This is a genomic window from Amycolatopsis sp. NPDC034160 (assembly GCF_055575355.1).
The window spans coordinates 546,809-563,514 of record NZ_JBVISU010000003.1; the positions used below are offsets into that span (position 1 = coordinate 546,809).

Annotated in this window: 17 protein-coding genes and 1 tRNA gene; 8 read left to right on the forward strand and 10 right to left on the reverse strand. The window is 67.4% G+C overall.

Annotated elements, in window-relative coordinates; genetic code table 11:
- Nucleotides 1–153: 153 nt before the first annotated feature.
- A complete protein-coding gene (locus ACZ54P_RS11090; protein WP_465461342.1) occupies nt 154–1,614 on the reverse strand; it encodes a flavin-containing monooxygenase in 1,461 nt (486 codons plus the stop codon).
- A 122-nt stretch (nt 1,615–1,736) separates the two neighbouring features.
- On the opposite strand from ACZ54P_RS11090, the gene ACZ54P_RS11095 reads away from it, so the two are divergent.
- Nucleotides 1,737–2,294, forward strand: coding sequence for a TetR/AcrR family transcriptional regulator (locus ACZ54P_RS11095; protein WP_465461459.1), 558 nt, complete (start codon nt 1,737–1,739; stop codon nt 2,292–2,294).
- A 235-nt stretch (nt 2,295–2,529) separates the two neighbouring features.
- Nucleotides 2,530–2,931, forward strand: a complete 402-nt coding sequence (locus ACZ54P_RS11100) for a hypothetical protein (RefSeq protein WP_465461343.1) — start codon at nt 2,530–2,532, stop codon at nt 2,929–2,931.
- 3 nt (nt 2,932–2,934) lie between these two features.
- On the opposite strand, the gene ACZ54P_RS11105 is transcribed toward ACZ54P_RS11100, so the two are convergent.
- A complete protein-coding gene (locus tag ACZ54P_RS11105) occupies nt 2,935–3,156 on the reverse strand; it encodes a DUF3618 domain-containing protein (protein WP_465461344.1) in 222 nt (73 codons plus the stop codon).
- 124 nt (nt 3,157–3,280) lie between these two features.
- On the opposite strand from ACZ54P_RS11105, the gene ACZ54P_RS11110 reads away from it, so the two are divergent.
- A tRNA-Leu gene (locus ACZ54P_RS11110) sits at nt 3,281–3,354 on the forward strand.
- 56 nt (nt 3,355–3,410) lie between these two features.
- Here ACZ54P_RS11110 and ACZ54P_RS11115 read toward each other — a convergent pair.
- From ACZ54P_RS11115 to ACZ54P_RS11145, 7 genes are all read right to left on the reverse strand, one after another.
- Complete coding sequence (locus ACZ54P_RS11115) at nt 3,411–3,626, reverse strand: hypothetical protein (RefSeq protein ID WP_465461345.1); 216 nt, start codon at nt 3,624–3,626, stop codon at nt 3,411–3,413.
- A gap of 19 nt (nt 3,627–3,645) precedes the next feature.
- Complete coding sequence (locus tag ACZ54P_RS11120) at nt 3,646–3,789, reverse strand: hypothetical protein (RefSeq protein ID WP_465461346.1); 144 nt, start codon at nt 3,787–3,789, stop codon at nt 3,646–3,648.
- Between the two features lie 22 nt (nt 3,790–3,811).
- A complete protein-coding gene (locus tag ACZ54P_RS11125) occupies nt 3,812–4,435 on the reverse strand; it encodes a nucleotidyltransferase domain-containing protein (RefSeq protein ID WP_465461347.1) in 624 nt (207 codons plus the stop codon).
- Between the two features lie 321 nt (nt 4,436–4,756).
- Nucleotides 4,757–5,356, reverse strand: a complete 600-nt coding sequence (locus ACZ54P_RS11130; protein WP_465461348.1) for a dihydrofolate reductase family protein — start codon at nt 5,354–5,356, stop codon at nt 4,757–4,759.
- Between the two features lie 5 nt (nt 5,357–5,361).
- Complete coding sequence (locus ACZ54P_RS11135; RefSeq protein WP_465461349.1) at nt 5,362–6,165, reverse strand: metalloregulator ArsR/SmtB family transcription factor; 804 nt, start codon at nt 6,163–6,165, stop codon at nt 5,362–5,364.
- 33 nt (nt 6,166–6,198) lie between these two features.
- Nucleotides 6,199–7,206: a methyltransferase gene (locus ACZ54P_RS11140; protein ID WP_465461350.1), complete on the reverse strand. Its 1,008-nt coding sequence runs from the start codon at nt 7,204–7,206 to the stop codon at nt 6,199–6,201.
- A gap of 47 nt (nt 7,207–7,253) precedes the next feature.
- Complete coding sequence (locus ACZ54P_RS11145) at nt 7,254–7,847, reverse strand: SDR family oxidoreductase (RefSeq protein ID WP_465461351.1); 594 nt, start codon at nt 7,845–7,847, stop codon at nt 7,254–7,256.
- 56 nt (nt 7,848–7,903) lie between these two features.
- On the opposite strand from ACZ54P_RS11145, the gene ACZ54P_RS11150 reads away from it, so the two are divergent.
- Entirely contained in the window at nt 7,904–8,425 is a 522-nt protein-coding gene (locus ACZ54P_RS11150) for a DinB family protein (RefSeq protein ID WP_465461352.1), read from the forward strand.
- Here the strand turns inward: ACZ54P_RS11150 and dnaE are convergent.
- The gene (gene dnaE / locus ACZ54P_RS11155) at nt 8,412–11,918 is read right to left on the reverse strand and encodes a DNA polymerase III subunit alpha (protein ID WP_465461353.1); all 3,507 of its coding nucleotides are present in this window, start codon (nt 11,916–11,918) and stop codon (nt 8,412–8,414) included. The genes ACZ54P_RS11150 and dnaE overlap by 14 nt on opposite strands.
- A 121-nt stretch (nt 11,919–12,039) precedes the next feature.
- Between dnaE and ACZ54P_RS11160 the strand changes: the two genes are divergently transcribed.
- The 4 genes from ACZ54P_RS11160 (at nt 12,040) to ACZ54P_RS11175 (ending at nt 16,694) form a co-directional block, all read left to right on the forward strand.
- The gene (locus tag ACZ54P_RS11160) at nt 12,040–12,969 is read left to right on the forward strand and encodes a LysR family transcriptional regulator (RefSeq protein WP_465461354.1); all 930 of its coding nucleotides are present in this window, start codon (nt 12,040–12,042) and stop codon (nt 12,967–12,969) included.
- 79 nt (nt 12,970–13,048) lie between these two features.
- Nucleotides 13,049–15,385, forward strand: a complete 2,337-nt coding sequence (locus ACZ54P_RS11165; protein ID WP_465461355.1) for a xanthine dehydrogenase family protein molybdopterin-binding subunit — start codon at nt 13,049–13,051, stop codon at nt 15,383–15,385.
- Nucleotides 15,382–16,233, forward strand: a complete 852-nt coding sequence (locus ACZ54P_RS11170; RefSeq protein WP_465461356.1) for an FAD binding domain-containing protein — start codon at nt 15,382–15,384, stop codon at nt 16,231–16,233. The genes ACZ54P_RS11165 and ACZ54P_RS11170 overlap by 4 nt, the downstream gene beginning before the upstream one ends.
- Nucleotides 16,230–16,694 (forward strand): (2Fe-2S)-binding protein, encoded by a 465-nt coding sequence (locus tag ACZ54P_RS11175; protein WP_465461357.1) that lies wholly within the window; start codon nt 16,230–16,232, stop codon nt 16,692–16,694. The genes ACZ54P_RS11170 and ACZ54P_RS11175 overlap by 4 nt, the downstream gene beginning before the upstream one ends.
- Nucleotides 16,695–16,706 lie beyond the last annotated feature (12 nt).

Below are 16,706 nucleotides of genomic sequence, written 5' to 3' on the forward strand. Positions count from 1 at the left end.
AGGCTCGGCCCCAAAACAAGGGGGTATGGCTCCCCTCCACCAAACCCACCCTCCCCCCTGTGCGGGTGGTGGGGGGTGCCGTTTGGTTTGAGCCCCCACCTCCCCCCCCACGACCACCCCGACCGGAACCGCATACAGGCCCCAATCGGTCCGTCAGCCGAGGAGTTCGTAGTCCTCGCGCCGCACCTTGCGGGTGTCCAGCCAGTACCGCCAGGTGAAGCCGGGCCAGATCGTCCGGTTGACGCCCTTCGCGTCCAGGTACCAGCTCTTGCAGCCCCCCTGGGTCCAGATGCCCTTGGCGAGTTTGCGCTGGATGTCGCCGTTGAACCGCTCCTGCGCCTCCGGCCGCGGGTCGAGGGCCTTGCCGCGGGCGAGCCGCAGTGCCTGCGCGACGTAGGAGATCTGCGCTTCGATCATGAACACCACGGAGTTGTGCCCCAGTCCGGTGTTCGGGCCGAGCAGGAAGAACAGGTTCGGGAACCCGGACACGGTGATGCCCTGGTACGTCCGCATCCCTTCGGTCGCCCACTCCTTGCCGAGGTTGCGCCCGTCCCGGCCGATGATCTCCAGATCGTCGAAGGCGTCGGTGACGTGGAATCCGGTGCCGTAGATGATCGCGTCGACCTCGTGCTCGACGCCGGCGCCGTCGACGATGCTGTGTTCGCGCACCTCCGTGACGCCGTCGGTGACGACGTCGACGTTGTCCCGCGCGAGCGCCGGGTAGTAGTCGTTGGAGACCAGGACCCGCTTGCAGCCCATGGTGTAGTCCGGCGTCAGCTTCCGGCGCAGCTCCGGGTCCTTGACGCTCTTGTGGATGTTGCGCTTCGCGATGCGCTGGCCGAGCTTCATCACCCACGGATGCCCGTTGAAGCCGATCGCGCGGGCTTCGAGCCCCCAGTAGAGGACGTCGCGGAAGGCGCGCTGCAGCAGCGGCACCGAGCGGAACGCCTTCCGCAGGGCCGGTGGCATCTCACGGTCCGGTTTCGGCATGATCCACGGCGGCGTCCGCTGGAAGAGCGTCAGCTCCTTTACGTCCTTCGCGATCTGCGGGACGAACTGGATCGCGCTCGCGCCGGTGCCGACCACGGCGACCCGCTTGCCGGTCAGGTCGTAGTCGTGCTCCCACCGCGCGGAGTGGAACGCGCGGCCCTTGAAGTTCTCGATGCCCGGCAGCTTCGGGATCTGCGGCAGGTGCAGCGCGCCGACTCCGGCGACGAGCGCTGGCGCGACGAACTCGTCGCCCGACTTCGACGCGACGTGCCAGCGGTTCTCCTCGGCGTCCCAGCGGGCGCCGGTCATTTCTAGGCCGAAGCGAATGAAGCGGCGAAGCTCGTACTTGTCGGCGACGTCGCGCATGTACTGCCAGATCTCCGGCTGCGGCGAGTACGCGCGTGACCAGCCCGGGTTCTGCTCGAACGAGAAGGAGTACATGTGCGAGGGGATGTCGCAGGCGCAGCCGGGGTAGGTGTTGTCCCGCCATGTGCCGCCCACGTCGTCGGCCTTCTCCAGGATGACGAAGTCCTCGCGGCCCTCTTTCCGCAGCTGGATGGCCATGCCCAGACCGGAGAAGCCGGTCCCGACGATGACGACCCCGGTCTCGGTGCGGTTGCCCATGGCCCGACCTCTCGTTCGCGTTTACCTGTTACCGGGAGTACACCTTACTCGAAGTAGGTTACCTTCGGTAGAGTGTTGTGGTGACGACGGCGAAGCGCAAACGCATGCCACGGGCAGAGCGGATGCGACAGATGATCGAGATCGCCGAAGAGGTCTTCTCCGAACGCGGCTACACCGCGGCCTCGATGGACGAGATCGCCGAGCGCGTCGGCGTCTCCAAGCCCATGCTCTACGAGTACTTCAACTCGAAAGAGGGACTGCTGCTGGCCTGCATCCAGCAGTCACGGGCGGCGCTGCGCGAGGTCACCGAACGCGCGACCGTGGGCGCCACCACCGCCGAGGAAGCGCTGCGGCGAGGCCTGCTCGCCTTCTTCGTCTTCATCCGGGAACGACGGCAGGCCTGGTCGCTCCTCCGGCACGAGATGGCCCTCATCGGCACCCCGGCCGCCGACGAGATCGAGCAGACCCGGCGCCAGCAGACCGACCTGATCGCCGCACTGATGGGCGACTACATCGAAGCGGACGACGACTTCCGCGCCGAAGCGTCCGCGGAGTTCGTCGTCGGCGCGTGTGAACGACTCGCGATCTGGTGCGAGCGGCACGAGGACGTCAGCCCCGAGATGGCCACCGGATACGCGATGGACATCCTCTGGTCGGGACTATCGGCGAGGACCCGTTGAAGCGACTGTGAAGATGCGCGTGCATTAGGCCATTCGGTCGTCACTCAGAGCGCATCGCCACCAGTGTCTTGTGACACAGAGTTGTCCTACTGTATCGATGACACTGTAGAAACTCTGATGGACAGTCACGACCGTCACCAGGAGGGGGCTCCGCTTCCCGAAAGCGGCGTCATGGTGGCGGAGTGGCGAAGTCCACAGTAGTGACGCATGCTCGCGAGGGAGAGGGGTGAGGCGGATGACCGAACCGATCACCGCGTCGTACGTCCAGGAGGACGACGACTGGAAAGTCACGGTCAGCGGCTCCGGTAAGGAACTGACCGGTCGCGCGCCGGGCATCATCGCGGCAAGGGACCGGGCCGACCAGCTGGTCGAGAAACTGTCCCCGCCGGAGCGGTCGACCGTGGTGCACCTGCTCAACGGCAGTGCGCTCGAGTTCACCGCCGCCTACATGACGGCGAGACTCACGCTCCCGGAGATCGAGCCCCTCGAGGTTCCGCCCCCGGCGAACGCCAAGGCCAAGGCCTCCGGCAAGCCGCCGGTGCCCCAGGGCAAGGAACTCCCCAAGGCCGTCGACGAGGCGAAGACCAAGAAGGACGAGCCCGCCAAGACACCGGCCAAGGCGGCCCAGACCTCCTGAGGCCTACTTCAGGAGCTTGCGGATCAGCAGCAGGCCGATCAGCACCGCACCGCCGATGAGCGGGTACTTCACCTTGGGCTCGTCCAGCTTCGCGCGCAGACCGGTCTTCGCGGAATCCACCAGCTTCGCGGGGTTCGCCTTCGTGCCCAGCTGGTCGAGCGTGGCGACCAGCGCGTTCCTGGCCTGTTCGATCTCACGCTCGATGGTCTCCGGATCGCGAGCCACGTGTCCTCCTCGCCGCAACGTACCTGCAGGGGCCCCACGTTAGAGGACGTCACCCCCTCCGGCGGCACCGGCCACGCCGAGAAACGCCGATCGTGTCGCACGCTACGATTTCAAGGCGGTACTGGGGCCCGTAGCCCAATTGGCAGAGGCACACGGTTTAGGTCCGTGCCAGTGAGAGTTCGAGTCTCTCCGGGCCCACCCCAGACTCCTGACCTACGGCGGCGCACTCCACACGTGGCGGACCCGTCGAGTTCTCAACAGACGTTCGTTGCCCGACGAGCCGTTTCGACCAGCGACTCGGCCGCCCGCCCCGCACGCTTGAACTCGTCCGCGGTGACAGGGGTATGGCTGTAACCCGCTTTGGTCGTCAGCTTGAGCAAGGTCCTCAAGTGTTTCGCGACGTCCTTGTCCACTTTGGCCACCAAGCCGATCGCTTCGTCATGGCTTTCACCCAGCGCGTGCTCACCCAACCTGGCGCGGCAGAGGACGTCAGACGCCGCGATGCCCCGCGTGCACACACAAGGTCACGTACGCGTCGGTCACGTCCTCGGTCTCGTCGGCGAGTTCACGAACCATGTCCGCCGCCTCGAGGAACTGGTTTGCCTTGCCCAGGCGCCCACGCTGGACGCTCACGTCGCACCGTCGAGTTCGCACGTCAGCCTTTTCTCTTTCTCAAGTGACTGGCCAGCCAAGCCCTGCTCCCGGCCACGGTGAGCCCGTCCCGCACCACATCGCGCAGGACGATCTCGTCGTATGCACGGTCGGCGAGTTCGGCTTCCGTGAACTCCAGGGGATGAGTGTCGTTGCCAACCCAGCGGGTCACCTCGACCGCCAGTTCGTGAACCTGCGTTTCCCACAGATCGTCGTCGGCGTCATCCGGCCGGATCAGCAGAAGGTCCACGTCGCTGTCCTCCGTCATCTCGCCGCGTGCCACCGAGCCGAATACAGCGGCGTACACCGGCGGGATCTCCCACGAATCCAGACGGTCCTCGATGCGCTCCACAAGTGTCTTGCGCATCTGAGCGAGCCCGACGATGTGCTCCGCCGCGAGGTGATCACGATTGAGCCGGTACGCGAAGGCGTTCCCGACCCTGTCGGACAGCACGACACCCTGCTTCGTCAGGCGACGGAGCACCTTACGGATGCCCTCCTCCGAATGCCGCGCCAGCAGCCGATGCAGCTGCCCAGTGGTGAAGATGCCGTCGTGGTTGGCGAGCACGGTGAGGACATCGCCGTCCAGCGTGGGGGTGACCGTCATCAACGGCCGATGCAAGTCCATCGTCCGACCTCCTCGATGCCATCCTGACAAGGATCAACAATAGTACCGGTATAACAACTATAGTACGGGCAACCGGCTTATAGTTGCCTGATGACGCCCCGGCACCCTTGCGCGCGTGAAGTCCATGAGGTCCCGATCCTCTTGTGTCTGTGAAGGAATCGGGACACTCGATGTCCCAATTCCTTCACAGACACGCTCCACGACCCGCCGGATCATCGTTCACGGACTGGTCAAACGTGGGTACGCAAATACGAGGCCCCCTTGCTTGCGCCGGGCGCAAGCAAGGGGGCCTTCATGTACCGGGAATGCGCCACCCGAAGATCAGCGAACGCGGTCGTAAACGAGCGCCATCTCCCCCAGCTCCCCGACCTCCTGATGGGTCAGCTTCCACTTCGAAGCGGGCAAGCCGTCGATGAACAGCCGCTGCCCGCCGCCGGTGATCTCGGGGCAGATCATCAGGTACAGCCGGTCCATCAGGTCGTCCGCGAGCAGTGCCTTGATCACGCTCGCGCTGCTGTTGACCAGGATGTCGCCCTCGCCGCTCGCCTTGAGTTCGGCGACGACCTCCGAGGCAGGAGCGTTCACTACGCGGGCGCGGTCCCAGGGGGACTCGGTCAGCGTCGTGGAGAGGACCACCTTTTCCGCGTCCACCAGCCACTTCGCGTAGGCGCGGTCCCGCGGGTCGGCGTTCTGGTCGGCGGCGACGGTCGGCCAGAAGCCGAGGAAACCCTCGGCGTTCTTTCTGCCGAGCAGCGCCGTCGTCGCGTTCTCGTGGATGCGGGCGAGGTGACCGCGGGCGACGTCGGTGGTCGCGTACGAGACGATCGCGCCCATGTCACCGGGGCCGCCGGGGCCGCTGTAGTGACCGTCGAGGCTGATGCTGATGTTCGCGGTGACGCGACGGCCGGTCGAGTTCGTCATGTCGTTCATTCCTTTCCGTGAGTGGCGAGTCGGGTCGCGAGGTTGTCGAGCACCTGGCCCCAGCCGGTTTCGATCCCGGCGATGAAGGGGACGGCCTCGACGGTGGTTTCGGTGATGCGCAGGTCCAGCCGGAGCCGGGTCCCGTTGGGGGCTTCGGTGAACTTCAGGTCGTAGTGCCCGGTGAAGGACGTTTCTCCCTTGCCGTCCAACACCGAGAGATCGAACTCGAGGCGTTCGAGTTCCTTCGCGGCCTGGACCTTTCCTTCGGATCGATACCGCCCCTCGGCGTCGCGATAGTCGAGGACGACACGTCCGCCCGTCCTCGGTTCGATGACGCAGTCGGTGACGGTCATCGACGGCGGCGCCCACCAGGACGCGAGCAGGGCGGACTCGGTCCAATGCCGCCAGACGACATCGCGCGGCGCGGCGAGCGAGCGGTCGAACGAGAACGCGCGTCCGTCCGCCCACCGATCCCGATCCGCGGCGGCGGAATCCGCGCCGATCGCGGCCTGATAGCGCGTGAGGACATCTCGTTCGCCCTCGTTCGCCTGAATGGTCGCGATCAGCTCCCCCATCCGATTTTCGAATTCCTTCAGCGGGGCCGCCTCGACCGCGTAGACGCGACGCTGCCCGAGCGGGAAGACCGTCACGAGGCCGACGCGGGCGAGGGTCTGGAGGTGTTTGGTGGTCTGCGGCTGCCGCAGGCCGGTCAGCTCGGCGAGCTCACCGACGGATCGGGGCCGCTCGGCGAGAAGCTCGACGATGCGCCACCTCGCTCCGTCTCCCAGTGCTGCTGCGATCTGCTCCATGCCGAGAAGTATTCATCTCAAGGAATATTCTTGTCAAGGAATATCTTGGGCGTGGAACTCCAGCAGACTGCGCTGCTCGGTCAGCGAGGTGATGGAGTCGAAGGCCAAGCCGTGGGCGGCGGCGAGTTCACGAAGCTCGTCGAGACGCCGCTCGCGGCCGCCGTAGAGCACGAGCATGACCAGGTCCCACTCGGTTTGGGCCCCGAGTCCGCCGACCGCCTCGATGACGAGGACGCGGCCTCCCGGACGCGCCGCCTCGGCGCAGCGGGCCAGGATGCGATGGGCGTGCTCGTCGTCCCAGTCGTGAAGGATGTCGGACAGCAGATACGCGTCCGCCCCGGCCGGAAGCGGGTCGAAAAAGCTGCCCGCCGTCACCTCGATCCGTTCTCCGAGCCCTTGCGCACGCAGTTCCTTTTCGGCGGCGGCCGCGGTGGGCGCGAGATCGAGGAGGTGGCCGCGCATCGAGGGATTGGCCGTCAGAATCGCGGCGAGCAGGCTGCCGTGCCCTCCGCCGACGTCGACGATCGTGCCGAACCGGGACCAGTCGAATCCCGCGACGAATCTCGGCACCTGCGTGAGGAACCGCTGGGTCATTTGCCGGTCGAACGTCTCCCGTAACTGGGGGTTCTCGGCGAGATCGGCCCAGAAATCCTGGCCATAGCGGCGGATGTAGCCCGCCTGACCGGTGGCGACGCTGTGCGCGAGTTCGACGAACGCCAGTTCCCCTCGCCCGCCGGCGGCTTCCATGTCCAGGAGTCCGGCGAGGCCGTTTCCGGCGTCGGCGCGGAGGTTCGCGCCGTAGTCGGTGGTCCGGTAGCCGCTCGCCGTCCGTTCGAGGACGCCCAAGGTCGTGAGATGGCCGAGCAGCAGACCGAGCGCGAGCGGGGACTGGCCGAGTTCCGCCGCGAGCTCGTCGGCGTTCGCGCCGTCACCGGCCAAGCGGTCCGGCAGCCGGAGGGTGACCGCGACCCGCAACGCCATCGGCGTCGCCAGCCCGGCCAGTCGGAGGAGTTCTTTTCTGTCGTCGTCATGGTTCGCCACGGAGATTCACTGTGGCAGCGCGGTCAAACGAGAATGCGGCCGGTCACTCAAGGCGTAAGGGTCTGCCCGGTGAGGTTCGCTGTCTCAACGGCCTCGACATAGCACCGCGCGACGTCCGCCGCCGGGGTGCCGCCGTCCGGTTCACCGAGCGCGGCCAGTGTTTCGCTCACCCAGCCCGGACTCACGGCGTTGACTCGGAGGCCGCGAGGCAGTTCGCGGGCCGCCGCGGCGACGAACGCTTCGAGGCCGACGTTCGTCAAGACACCAAACGCGCTGCCGCGCAACGTCTCCGGGATCCGGCCCGCGGTCACCGTGACCGAACCACCGTCCGGCAGCCGCGGGATCGCGTGCCGCAGCAGGAACACCTGGCCGAGCAGTTTTCCGTGCAGTCCTTGGACGAACTCCTCGTCGGTACCGCCGTCGACCGGCACGAGTGAGCCGCTCCCCGCGCAGCACACGACGTGCTCGATCCCCGGTTCGGTGTCGAAAACCGCGTCGAGGGTGGCGGGCTGCTCGATGTCGACCCGTATCTCACCGGAGCGGGACGCGGGCAGCACTTCGTGCCCGTGTGCGGTGAGGGCTTCGGAGACCGCGGCCCCGATCGTCCCGGTGGCGCCGACCAAGAGAATCTTCGACTTCATGCCCGCCACGGTAATCCGGTTGCGGCACTGACGGCCGCGCGGGGAAGATCCGGCGGGTGCCCACCTCCCGTTCCGCATTGTCGCGTTGGCAGTTCGATCTGACCTGGTCGCTGTTCGAATACCACTTGGCCGAGCTGAAGCCAGGTGATTTCCTCTGGGAGCCCGCCGGCCTCTGCTGGACCGTGCGCCAGGACGACGACGGCGCCTGGCGTCCCGACTGGGCCGACTCCGAACCGGACCCCGTTCCCGTCCCCACGATCGCTTGGCTCACCTGGCATATCGGCTGGTGGTGGAGTGTCGCACTCGATCACGCGCACCGGCGGACGCCGCGCGGGCGCGAGGACATCACTTGGCCCGGCGAGGACTCCGTCATCGGGTGGCTTCGGGGACTCCGCGAAGAATGGCTGGCCGTCCTGGATCGCTTGACCGACGCCGAGCTGGACGTTCCCTCCGCTTACCCGTGGGACGAAGAAGCGGGCCTCACCTTCGCGCACACCGTCGCCTGGGTGAACTCCGAGCTGATGAAGAACGTGGCCGAGATCGGGCAGCTCCGGTTGACACGGGTCAGCGCGGTGTGATGCCGGGGAGGGATTTCAGCTCGCCCAGCAGCATCGAGCTGACGGTGACCGGATAGTCGTCGAGCGCGTACAGCGACCCGGCGAGCTTCACCCGGACCGGGGTTTCGCCCTTGTGCGCCACCAAGGTCCGCTTCAGGTCGAGCACCGTGTCCTCGGTCAGCTTCTCCGCGATCGCGTGCAGCGTCAGCGGTGGCTCGTCGTCGCCGGCCAAGGAAAGGTCGAGCGGCACCAGAGCGCCGCCGAATACGGACATCTTGTCCTCCCGCCAGTTCACCCGGCCGCTGACGCGGACGGCGTTGTCCTCGATCAGCTCCGCCGCGAACAGCGCGTAGGCCTTGGGAAAGAACAGCACTTCGAGCGCGGCGTCCAGATCCTCGATCGTGCAGATGGCCCACGGCTCGCCTTTCTTGTTCACCCGCCGCTCCAGCGCCGTGATGAGCCCGGCGACGACCAGGTCGCCTTCCTTGGGCGGGTTGTCGAGGATCGCCGCGATCGGGCGGGGCGCGTGGTTGCGCAGGATCCGTTCCGCGCCGTCGAGCGGGTGCGCGGAGACGTACAGCCCGAGCATTTCCCGTTCGTAGGCGAGCAGTTCCTTGCGCGGCCATTCCTGGACACCGAACTTCAGGTGCGCGAGCGGCGACGTGTCGTCTCCGCTCTCCTCACCCGCGCCGAAAAGGTCGAACTGGCCCATCGCCTGCTTCCGCTTCAGCGGCACCACGGCCTCCACCGCGTCCTCGTGCACCTGCAGGATGGAAAGCCGCGTGTGCCCGAGCGAGTCGAAGGCTCCGGCCTTGGCCAGTGACTCGATCACGCGTTTGTTGCAGGCCACCAGCTCCGACTTGTCGAGGAAGTCGGTGAACGACGCGTACTTTCCCTTCTCCCACCGCGTTCTGATGATCGAGTCGACGACGTTCGCCCCGACGTTGCGCACCGCGCCCAGCCCGAACCGGATCGCGTCGCCCACCGCCGAGAACCGGAGTTCCGATTCGTTGACGTCCGGCGGCAGCACCTTGATCCCCAGCCGACGGCATTCCGAGAGGTACACCGCCGACTTGTCCTTGTTGTCCCCCACCGAAGTCAGCAGGCCCGCCATGTACTCAGCCGGGTAGTTCGCCTTCAGGTACGCGGTCCAATAGCCGACCAGGCCGTAGCCGGCGGCGTGTGACTTGTTGAACGCGTAGCCGGCGAACGGGAGGATCGCGTCCCAGAGCGCCTGCACGGCTTCGCGCGAGAAGCCGTTGGCGACCATGCCGTCCCGGAAGCCCTCGAACTCCTTTTCCAGCACCTCTTTCTTCTTTTTGCCCATCGCCTTGCGCAGTACGTCGGCGCGACCCATGGAATAGCCGGCGACGTCGCGGGCGATCTGCATGATCTGTTCCTGGTAGACGATCAGACCGTGGGTCTCGGCCAGGATCTCGCGCAGCGGTTCGGCCAGTTCGGGATGGATCGATTCGATCGGCTGCCGGTGGTTCTTGCGGTCCGCGTAGTTGTTGTGCGTGTTCATCGCGATGGGACCGGGCCGGTACAACGCGTTCACCGCGATGATGTCGTCGAATCCGGTCGGCCGCATCCGGCGCAGCAGGTCCCGCATCGCGCCGCCGTCGAGCTGGAAGACGCCGAGGCTGTCACCGCGGGCGAGCAGTTCGTAGGTGGCCTGGTCGTCGACGCCGAGCGTGTCGAGGTCGATGTCCTCGCCGCGGTTGGCCTTGATGTTGTCCAGCGCGTCGCCGATGACGGTGAGGTTGCGCAGGCCGAGGAAGTCCATCTTCAGCAGGCCGATGGCTTCGCACGAGGGATAGTCCCAGCCGGTGACGACCGAACCGTCGTCCCTCCGCCACAACGGGATCGCGTCGAGCAGGGGCTCGCTCGACATGATGACCGCGCAGGCGTGGACACCGGCGTTGCGGACCAGCCCTTCGAGCCCGCGGGCGGTTTCGAAGATCTTGGCCGCCTCGCCGTCGCTTTCCAGCAGCGCGCGGACCTCCGCCGCTTCGGGGTAGCGCTCGTGCGCCGGTTCGACGATCCCGGCGAGCGGGACGTCCTTCGCCGCGACCGGTGGCGGCAGCGCCTTGGAGATCCGGTCCGCGATCGCGTATCCGCTTTGTCCATAGTGGACGCGGGCGGAGTCCTTGATGGCCGCCTTGGTCTTGATGGTGCCGAAGGTGATCACCTGCGCGACGTGCTCGGCGCCGTACTTCTCGGTGGCGTACCGGATCATCTCCCCGCGGCGGCGGTCGTCGAAGTCCATGTCGATGTCCGGCATGGAGACCCGCTCGGGGTTGAGGAACCGCTCGAAGAGCAGGCCGAGGTCGATCGGGTCCAGATTGGTGATACCGAGCGCGTAGGCGACGAGCGAGCCCGCCGCCGAGCCGCGACCGGGGCCGACCCGGATGCCGACGCGGCGGGCGTACTTCATCAGGTCCGCCGTGATCAGGAAGTACGCCGGAAAGCCCTTCTCGGCGATCACGCCGATCTCGAAGTCGGCACGTGCGACGTAGGCGTCCAGGACGCCATCCGGCAGTCGCCAGCGAAGGCCGTCCGCGACCTCCTTGCGCAGCCAGGACTCCTCGTCGTGCCCTTCTGGAACCTCGAAGACGGGCATGCGGTCGACATGCCGGTAGACCTCGTCATAGGACTCGACACGTTCGGCGATGAGCAACGTGGAATCCGCCGCGCCCGGGACTTCGGCGTCCCAATACCGGCGCATCTCCTCCGCGGACTTGAGGTAGTAGCCGTCGCCGTCGAATTTGAACCGCCCGGGATCGTCGAGGGTCTTGCCGGACTGGACGCACAACAACGCGGAATGCGCGGCCGCTTGATCCTGGCTGACGTAGTGCGAGTCGTTGGTGGCCAACGGTTTCAGCCGGAGACGACGGCCGATCTCCAGCAGCCCGTTCCGTACCGACCGCTCGATCGGGAGGCCGTGGTCCATCAACTCCAGGAAGAAGTCGTCCGCGCCGAAGATGTCGCGGTAGTCCGAAGCCGCCTGGATCGCCTCCTCCGGCTGGCCGAGCCGGAGCCTGGTCTGCACCTCGCCGGACGGGCAGCCGGTGGTGGCGATGATGCCTTCGTGATGACGGGCGAGGAGTTCCCGGTCCATCCGGGGTTTGCGGTAGTAGCCCTCCAGACTGGCCAAAGAGGACAATCGGAACAGGTTCCGCAATCCGGTCGCGTTCTCCGCGAGCATGGTCATATGCGTGTAAGCCCCGCCACCGGAGACGTCGCCGCCCTCGCCGCGCTGCCCCCAGAACACCGGCTTCTTGTGAAAGCGTGACTCGGGCGCGAGATAGGCCTCGATCCCGATCACCGGTTTGAGCCCGGCTTGGACCGACTGGCGGTAGAACTCGTCGGCGCCGTACATGTTCCCGTGGTCGGTCATGCCCACCGCGGGCATGCCGAGCCGCTGAGCCTCCGCGAACAGCGGCGCGATCTTGGCGGCACCGTCGAGCATCGAGTACTCGGTATGAACGTGCAGGTGCACGAAGGAATCCACCAGTCACTCCCCACGGTTGTACGATCCCGGTCCGAAGCGGCGATTGGACCGAAGGGGCACGGGCGTTGTCCAACAAGAGACACGCGGCTCTCGACAACCACAGGTGGTAAGGGGAGGACAGATGGAGCTCGATCTCGGCGCGGTCCGCGCGTTCGTCGCGGTGGCCGAAGACCGGTACTTCGGCGAGGCGGCGATCCGGCTGGAGGTGAGCCAGCAGGCGATCTCCAAGCGGGTCGCGAAGCTGGAGTCGGACCTCGGCGTGCGGCTGCTGTCGCGGACACGCGGTGGGGCCGAACCGACCGAGGACGGCGAGGAGTTCCTCAAGCACGCTCGCGCGCTGATCAGCCTCGCGGATCAGGCTGTCGAGCGGCTTCAGGGCAGGCGCCGTCCGCTGCGCGTCGACGTCCTCGGCACGCGGCTGGCGACCATGGAGGTGATCCGGGCGTTCCACGCCGACCACGACGACGAACTGGAACTCGTCACGCCCGGCCTCGGCGCGGAGCGACGGTCGCCGTTGCCCGACTCGGTCGATGCCGCCTTCGCCCGCGTCAACACCGTGCCGGACCCCGCGATCGACCGCACACCCGCCTGCCTGGAGCCCGCGAATCTACTGGTCGGCCGACGGCACCCACTCGCGCGGCGACGCCGGGTCGCCATGGCGGACCTGGCCGGTCTGACGGCCTGGATGCCGTACAACGCGCGCACCAGCGAATGGGCGGAGTTCTGGCTGGAGCTGTGCCCCGCGTTCGGCGTCCTCGTCGACACCGATGGCCCGAACTTCGGGCTCGAACACCACATCGAGGTGCTCAGCGAGTCGAAGGACCGCCTCAGTTTCGTCGGCGCGAAGATGCACGTGCCCTGGCATCCGGACGTCGTCCAGATCCCGCTCGTCGATCCGACGCCGGTGTACCCGTTCTCGCTGCTGTGGCGGCGCGAGAACCGGCACCCGACGCTGACGCTGCTGATCGAGCACGTCCGCTCCCACTACCGGCCTTTCGACCCGGAGCGGCAATGGCTTCCGGAGGCGGACCGGGCCGCCATGAGCATCTAGAGGACTAAATGCCTGCTTAACTCGCGGGGTGACCCATGTGCACGATGCGCGAGAGGCCGTCGGTGCGCGAAAGTGAGGTATGGGCGAGGGGCTGATCGGCGCGAGGGTGACCCGGCAAGAGGACGTCCGGCTGCTGACCGGCCGGGCTCAGTACATCGACGACGTCGGGGTGCCGGGGATGCTGGAGGCCGCTGTCCTCCGCAGCCCCCTGCCGCACGCGCGGATCGTGCGCGTCGACGTGGCCGCCGCGAACGCCCATCCCGGCGTGTTCGCGGTGATCACCGGCGAAGACGTGCTTTCCAGTACGAAAGCGCCGCAACCGGTGATCTGGTCGAGCCTGCCGGACATGCGAACGTCCGAGCACCACGCCCTCGCCGTCGGCAAGGTGCGGTATCCCGGCCAGGGGGTCGCGGCTGTCGCGGCGAAGGACCGGGCGACCGCCGAAGACGCGCTGGAACTGATCAAGGTCGAGTACGAGGAACTCCCGGCCGTCAGCACCCTCGAACAGGCGCTGGCGGACGGCGCGCCGAAGCTCTACGAAGACTGGCCGGACAACATCGCCGGTACCGGCACGATCCCGATGGGTGACGTGGGCGCCGCGTTCGCCGAGGCCGACGTCGTGCTCACCGAATCGTTCCGTTTCGCCCGTCAGATGGGCGCACCGATCGAAACGCGCGGCGTGGTGGCGACCTGGGACCCGTTCACCGACCGGCTCGACGTCTGGCTTTCGACGCAGGCGCCCAACCTCGCGCGTGAGTTGTTCGGCGAGATCTTCGGGCTCTCGATGGACCGGATCCGCGTGCGCACCCCCGACGTCGGGGGTGGCTTCGGGAACAAGTTCGACTTCTACGCCGAAGAGGTCGTCGCGGCGATCCTCTCGCGGCGCACCGGGAAGCCGGTCAAGCTCATCGAGGACCGCGCGGAGAGCTTCGTCGCCAACGCGCACTCGCGCGAGCAGAAGATCGACGTCGAACTGGCCGCCAAGGACGACGGCACGATCACCGGGCTGCGTGCCACGGTATACGGCGTCCTCGGCGGCGTGCTCGGTTCCGCCGGCGTCAGCCCGTGCTGGACGACGACCGCGCTGCTGACCGGGCCGTACGCCATCCCGAACGTGGAGCTGAGCCTCGTCGCCGTGATGACCAACCGGTCGCCGTACGGGTCGTTCCGCGGTTACGGGCTGCCGAAGGCGAACTTCGTGCACGAACATCTGGTGGAACAGCTGGCGAAACGCCTCGGCGTGGACGCGCACGCGGTGCGGCGCAAGAACTTCATCGCCCCGGAGGCGTTTCCTTATCAGAGTCCGATGTTCGTCTACGACAACGGCCGTTACGAAGACTGCCTGGACCTTTGCCTGAAGGCGGTCGAAGACGCGGGCTGGGCGGAGCGCCGCGGAAACGGTGCCGGCATCGGGTATTCATTCCACAACGAACTGACCGGGTTCGGGCCTAGCCGGATCGTCAACCTCGCCGGGCTGGGGCATTCCGGCTTCGACGAGGAGGTCGTGCGGGTCGACTCGACCGGGCACGTGACCGTCCACACTGGAATGTCCGCGATCGGCCAGGGTATCCACACGACACTGGCACAGGTGGCCGCGCAGACACTCGGCGTCCCGCTCGATCACGTCACCGTGCTTTCCGGGGACACCGACAGCTGCCCGTACACCGGCTACGGAACGGCGGCGAGCCGCGGGGCGGCCGTCGGCGGCGCGGCGGTGCTGAACGCGTCGACCCGGTTGCGGGCGAAGATCCTGCGAGTGGCGGGTCACCTGCTGGAGGTGTCACCCGACGATCTGTCCATAGAGGACGGAGTGGTCTCGGTCAACGGAGTACCCGGCAAAGAGGTCACGCTCGCCGCGATCGGCGACGCGGCATACCGGCGGCTGAACGGCGTCTGGCCAGTTGACGAGACGCCGACACTGGAAGAGCGGGAGGTCTACGACCCGGTCAACGTCACGACCTCGTTCGGCTGCACCGCCGTGCTGGCCGAAGTCGACCGGGAGACCGGCGTGGTGACGCTGCTGGACTACCTGATCGCACACGACTGCGGCACCGTGATCAACCCGATGATCGTGGACGGGCAGTTGCACGGCGGCGCGGCGCAGGCGGTCGGTGGCGCGCTGTACGAGGAACTGGTCTACGGCGCCGACGGGCGGATGGAGACCACGTCGTTCACCGGGTATCTGCTGCCGACCGCGACCGAGATCCCGCCGTTCTCCGTGTCCCATATGGCGACGCCCGCCGACCATGTTCCCGGCGGGTTCAAGGGCATGGGGGAAGCGGGCGTGATCGGCGGTGGCGCGGCGATCGCGCACGCGGTCGAAGACGCTCTGCGTGAGTACGACGTCGACATCACTTCGCTGCCCATCACCCCGCCCCGGCTGCTGGCCGCGATGAAGCTGGGAGCACGCCGGTGAAGGCCGCGCCGTTCGATTATCTCCGGGCCTCGTCACTCGAAGAGGCCGTCGAAGCGCTGGCGGGCACGCCGGACGCGCGGGTGCTGGCGGGCGGGCAGAGCCTGGTACCGCTGCTGAATCTGCGTCAGATCCGGCCCCCGCTGGTCGTCGACATCAACCGCGTCGAGGTGCTTTCCTTTCTGTGCAGGGAAAACGGACGGCTGGAGATCGGCGGGCTCACCCGGCACCGCGTCGTCGAGATGTCCGAAGCCGTACGCTCCGACGTCCCTCTGCTCGCCGAAGCGATCGGTTACGTGGGGCACGCGGCGATCCGGAACCGGGGCACGATCGGCGGCAGCCTCGCGCATGCCGATCCCGCCGCGGAACTGCCCGCGGTGATGGTCGCGCTCGACGCCGAATTCGGCGTCCACGGCCCTGACGGTGAGAGGCTGGTCGCCGCACGCGACTTCTTCCTCGGCCCGCACCGGACGGCGCTGGGCGCCGGTGAACTGCTGACCCGGATTTCGGTACCGACGCATCGAGGCGGCCACGCGGTCGAGGAACTGAGCCGCCGAAGCCGCGACCTGGCGCTTGTCGCCGTCTTCGCCACCGTGACGATGTCCGGTGACGTCTGCGAAACCGCGCGGATCGCCGTCGCGGGCGCGGGCCCCACGCCGATCCGGGCCACCGCCGCCGAGGAGTCGCTCGCCGGCAGCGCACTGACGGCCGACGCGATCGCCGCCGCGGCCGAACTCGCCGCCGCCGCGACGGATCCGCCTGCCGACCTCCACGCCCCGGCCGACTACCGGCGCGAGATGACCGCGGTCCTCACCCGGCGGGCGATCGCGCGAGCGAAGGAGCGCGCATGATCACGGTCACCCTGACGGTGAACGGACGGACCTACCGCGCGGACTGCGAACCGCGGCGGACACTGGCCGACTTCCTGCGCCACGACCTGGGGTTCACCGGGGTGCACGTCGGCTGCGAACACGGCGTCTGCGGCTCGTGCACGATCACCCTCGACGGCGCGAGCGCGCGTTCGTGCTGCCTGCTGGCCGTCCAGGTGGACGGGGCGGAGATCGTCACGATCGAAGGACTCGCGTCGGACGGCGAACTGAGTCCGCTGCAGGAGTCGTTCCGGAAGCACCACGGCCTGCAATGCGGATTCTGCACGCCGGGGATGCTGGCGACGGCGGCGGAGCTGCTGAAGGAGAACCCCGCCCCGACGGACGCCGAGATCCGGCAGGGGATCTCGGGGAACCTGTGCCGGTGCACGGGTTACCAGTTCATCGTGGACGCCATCCGGGACGCGGCTCCGGGCCACGACTGAAAGTCCGTGAAG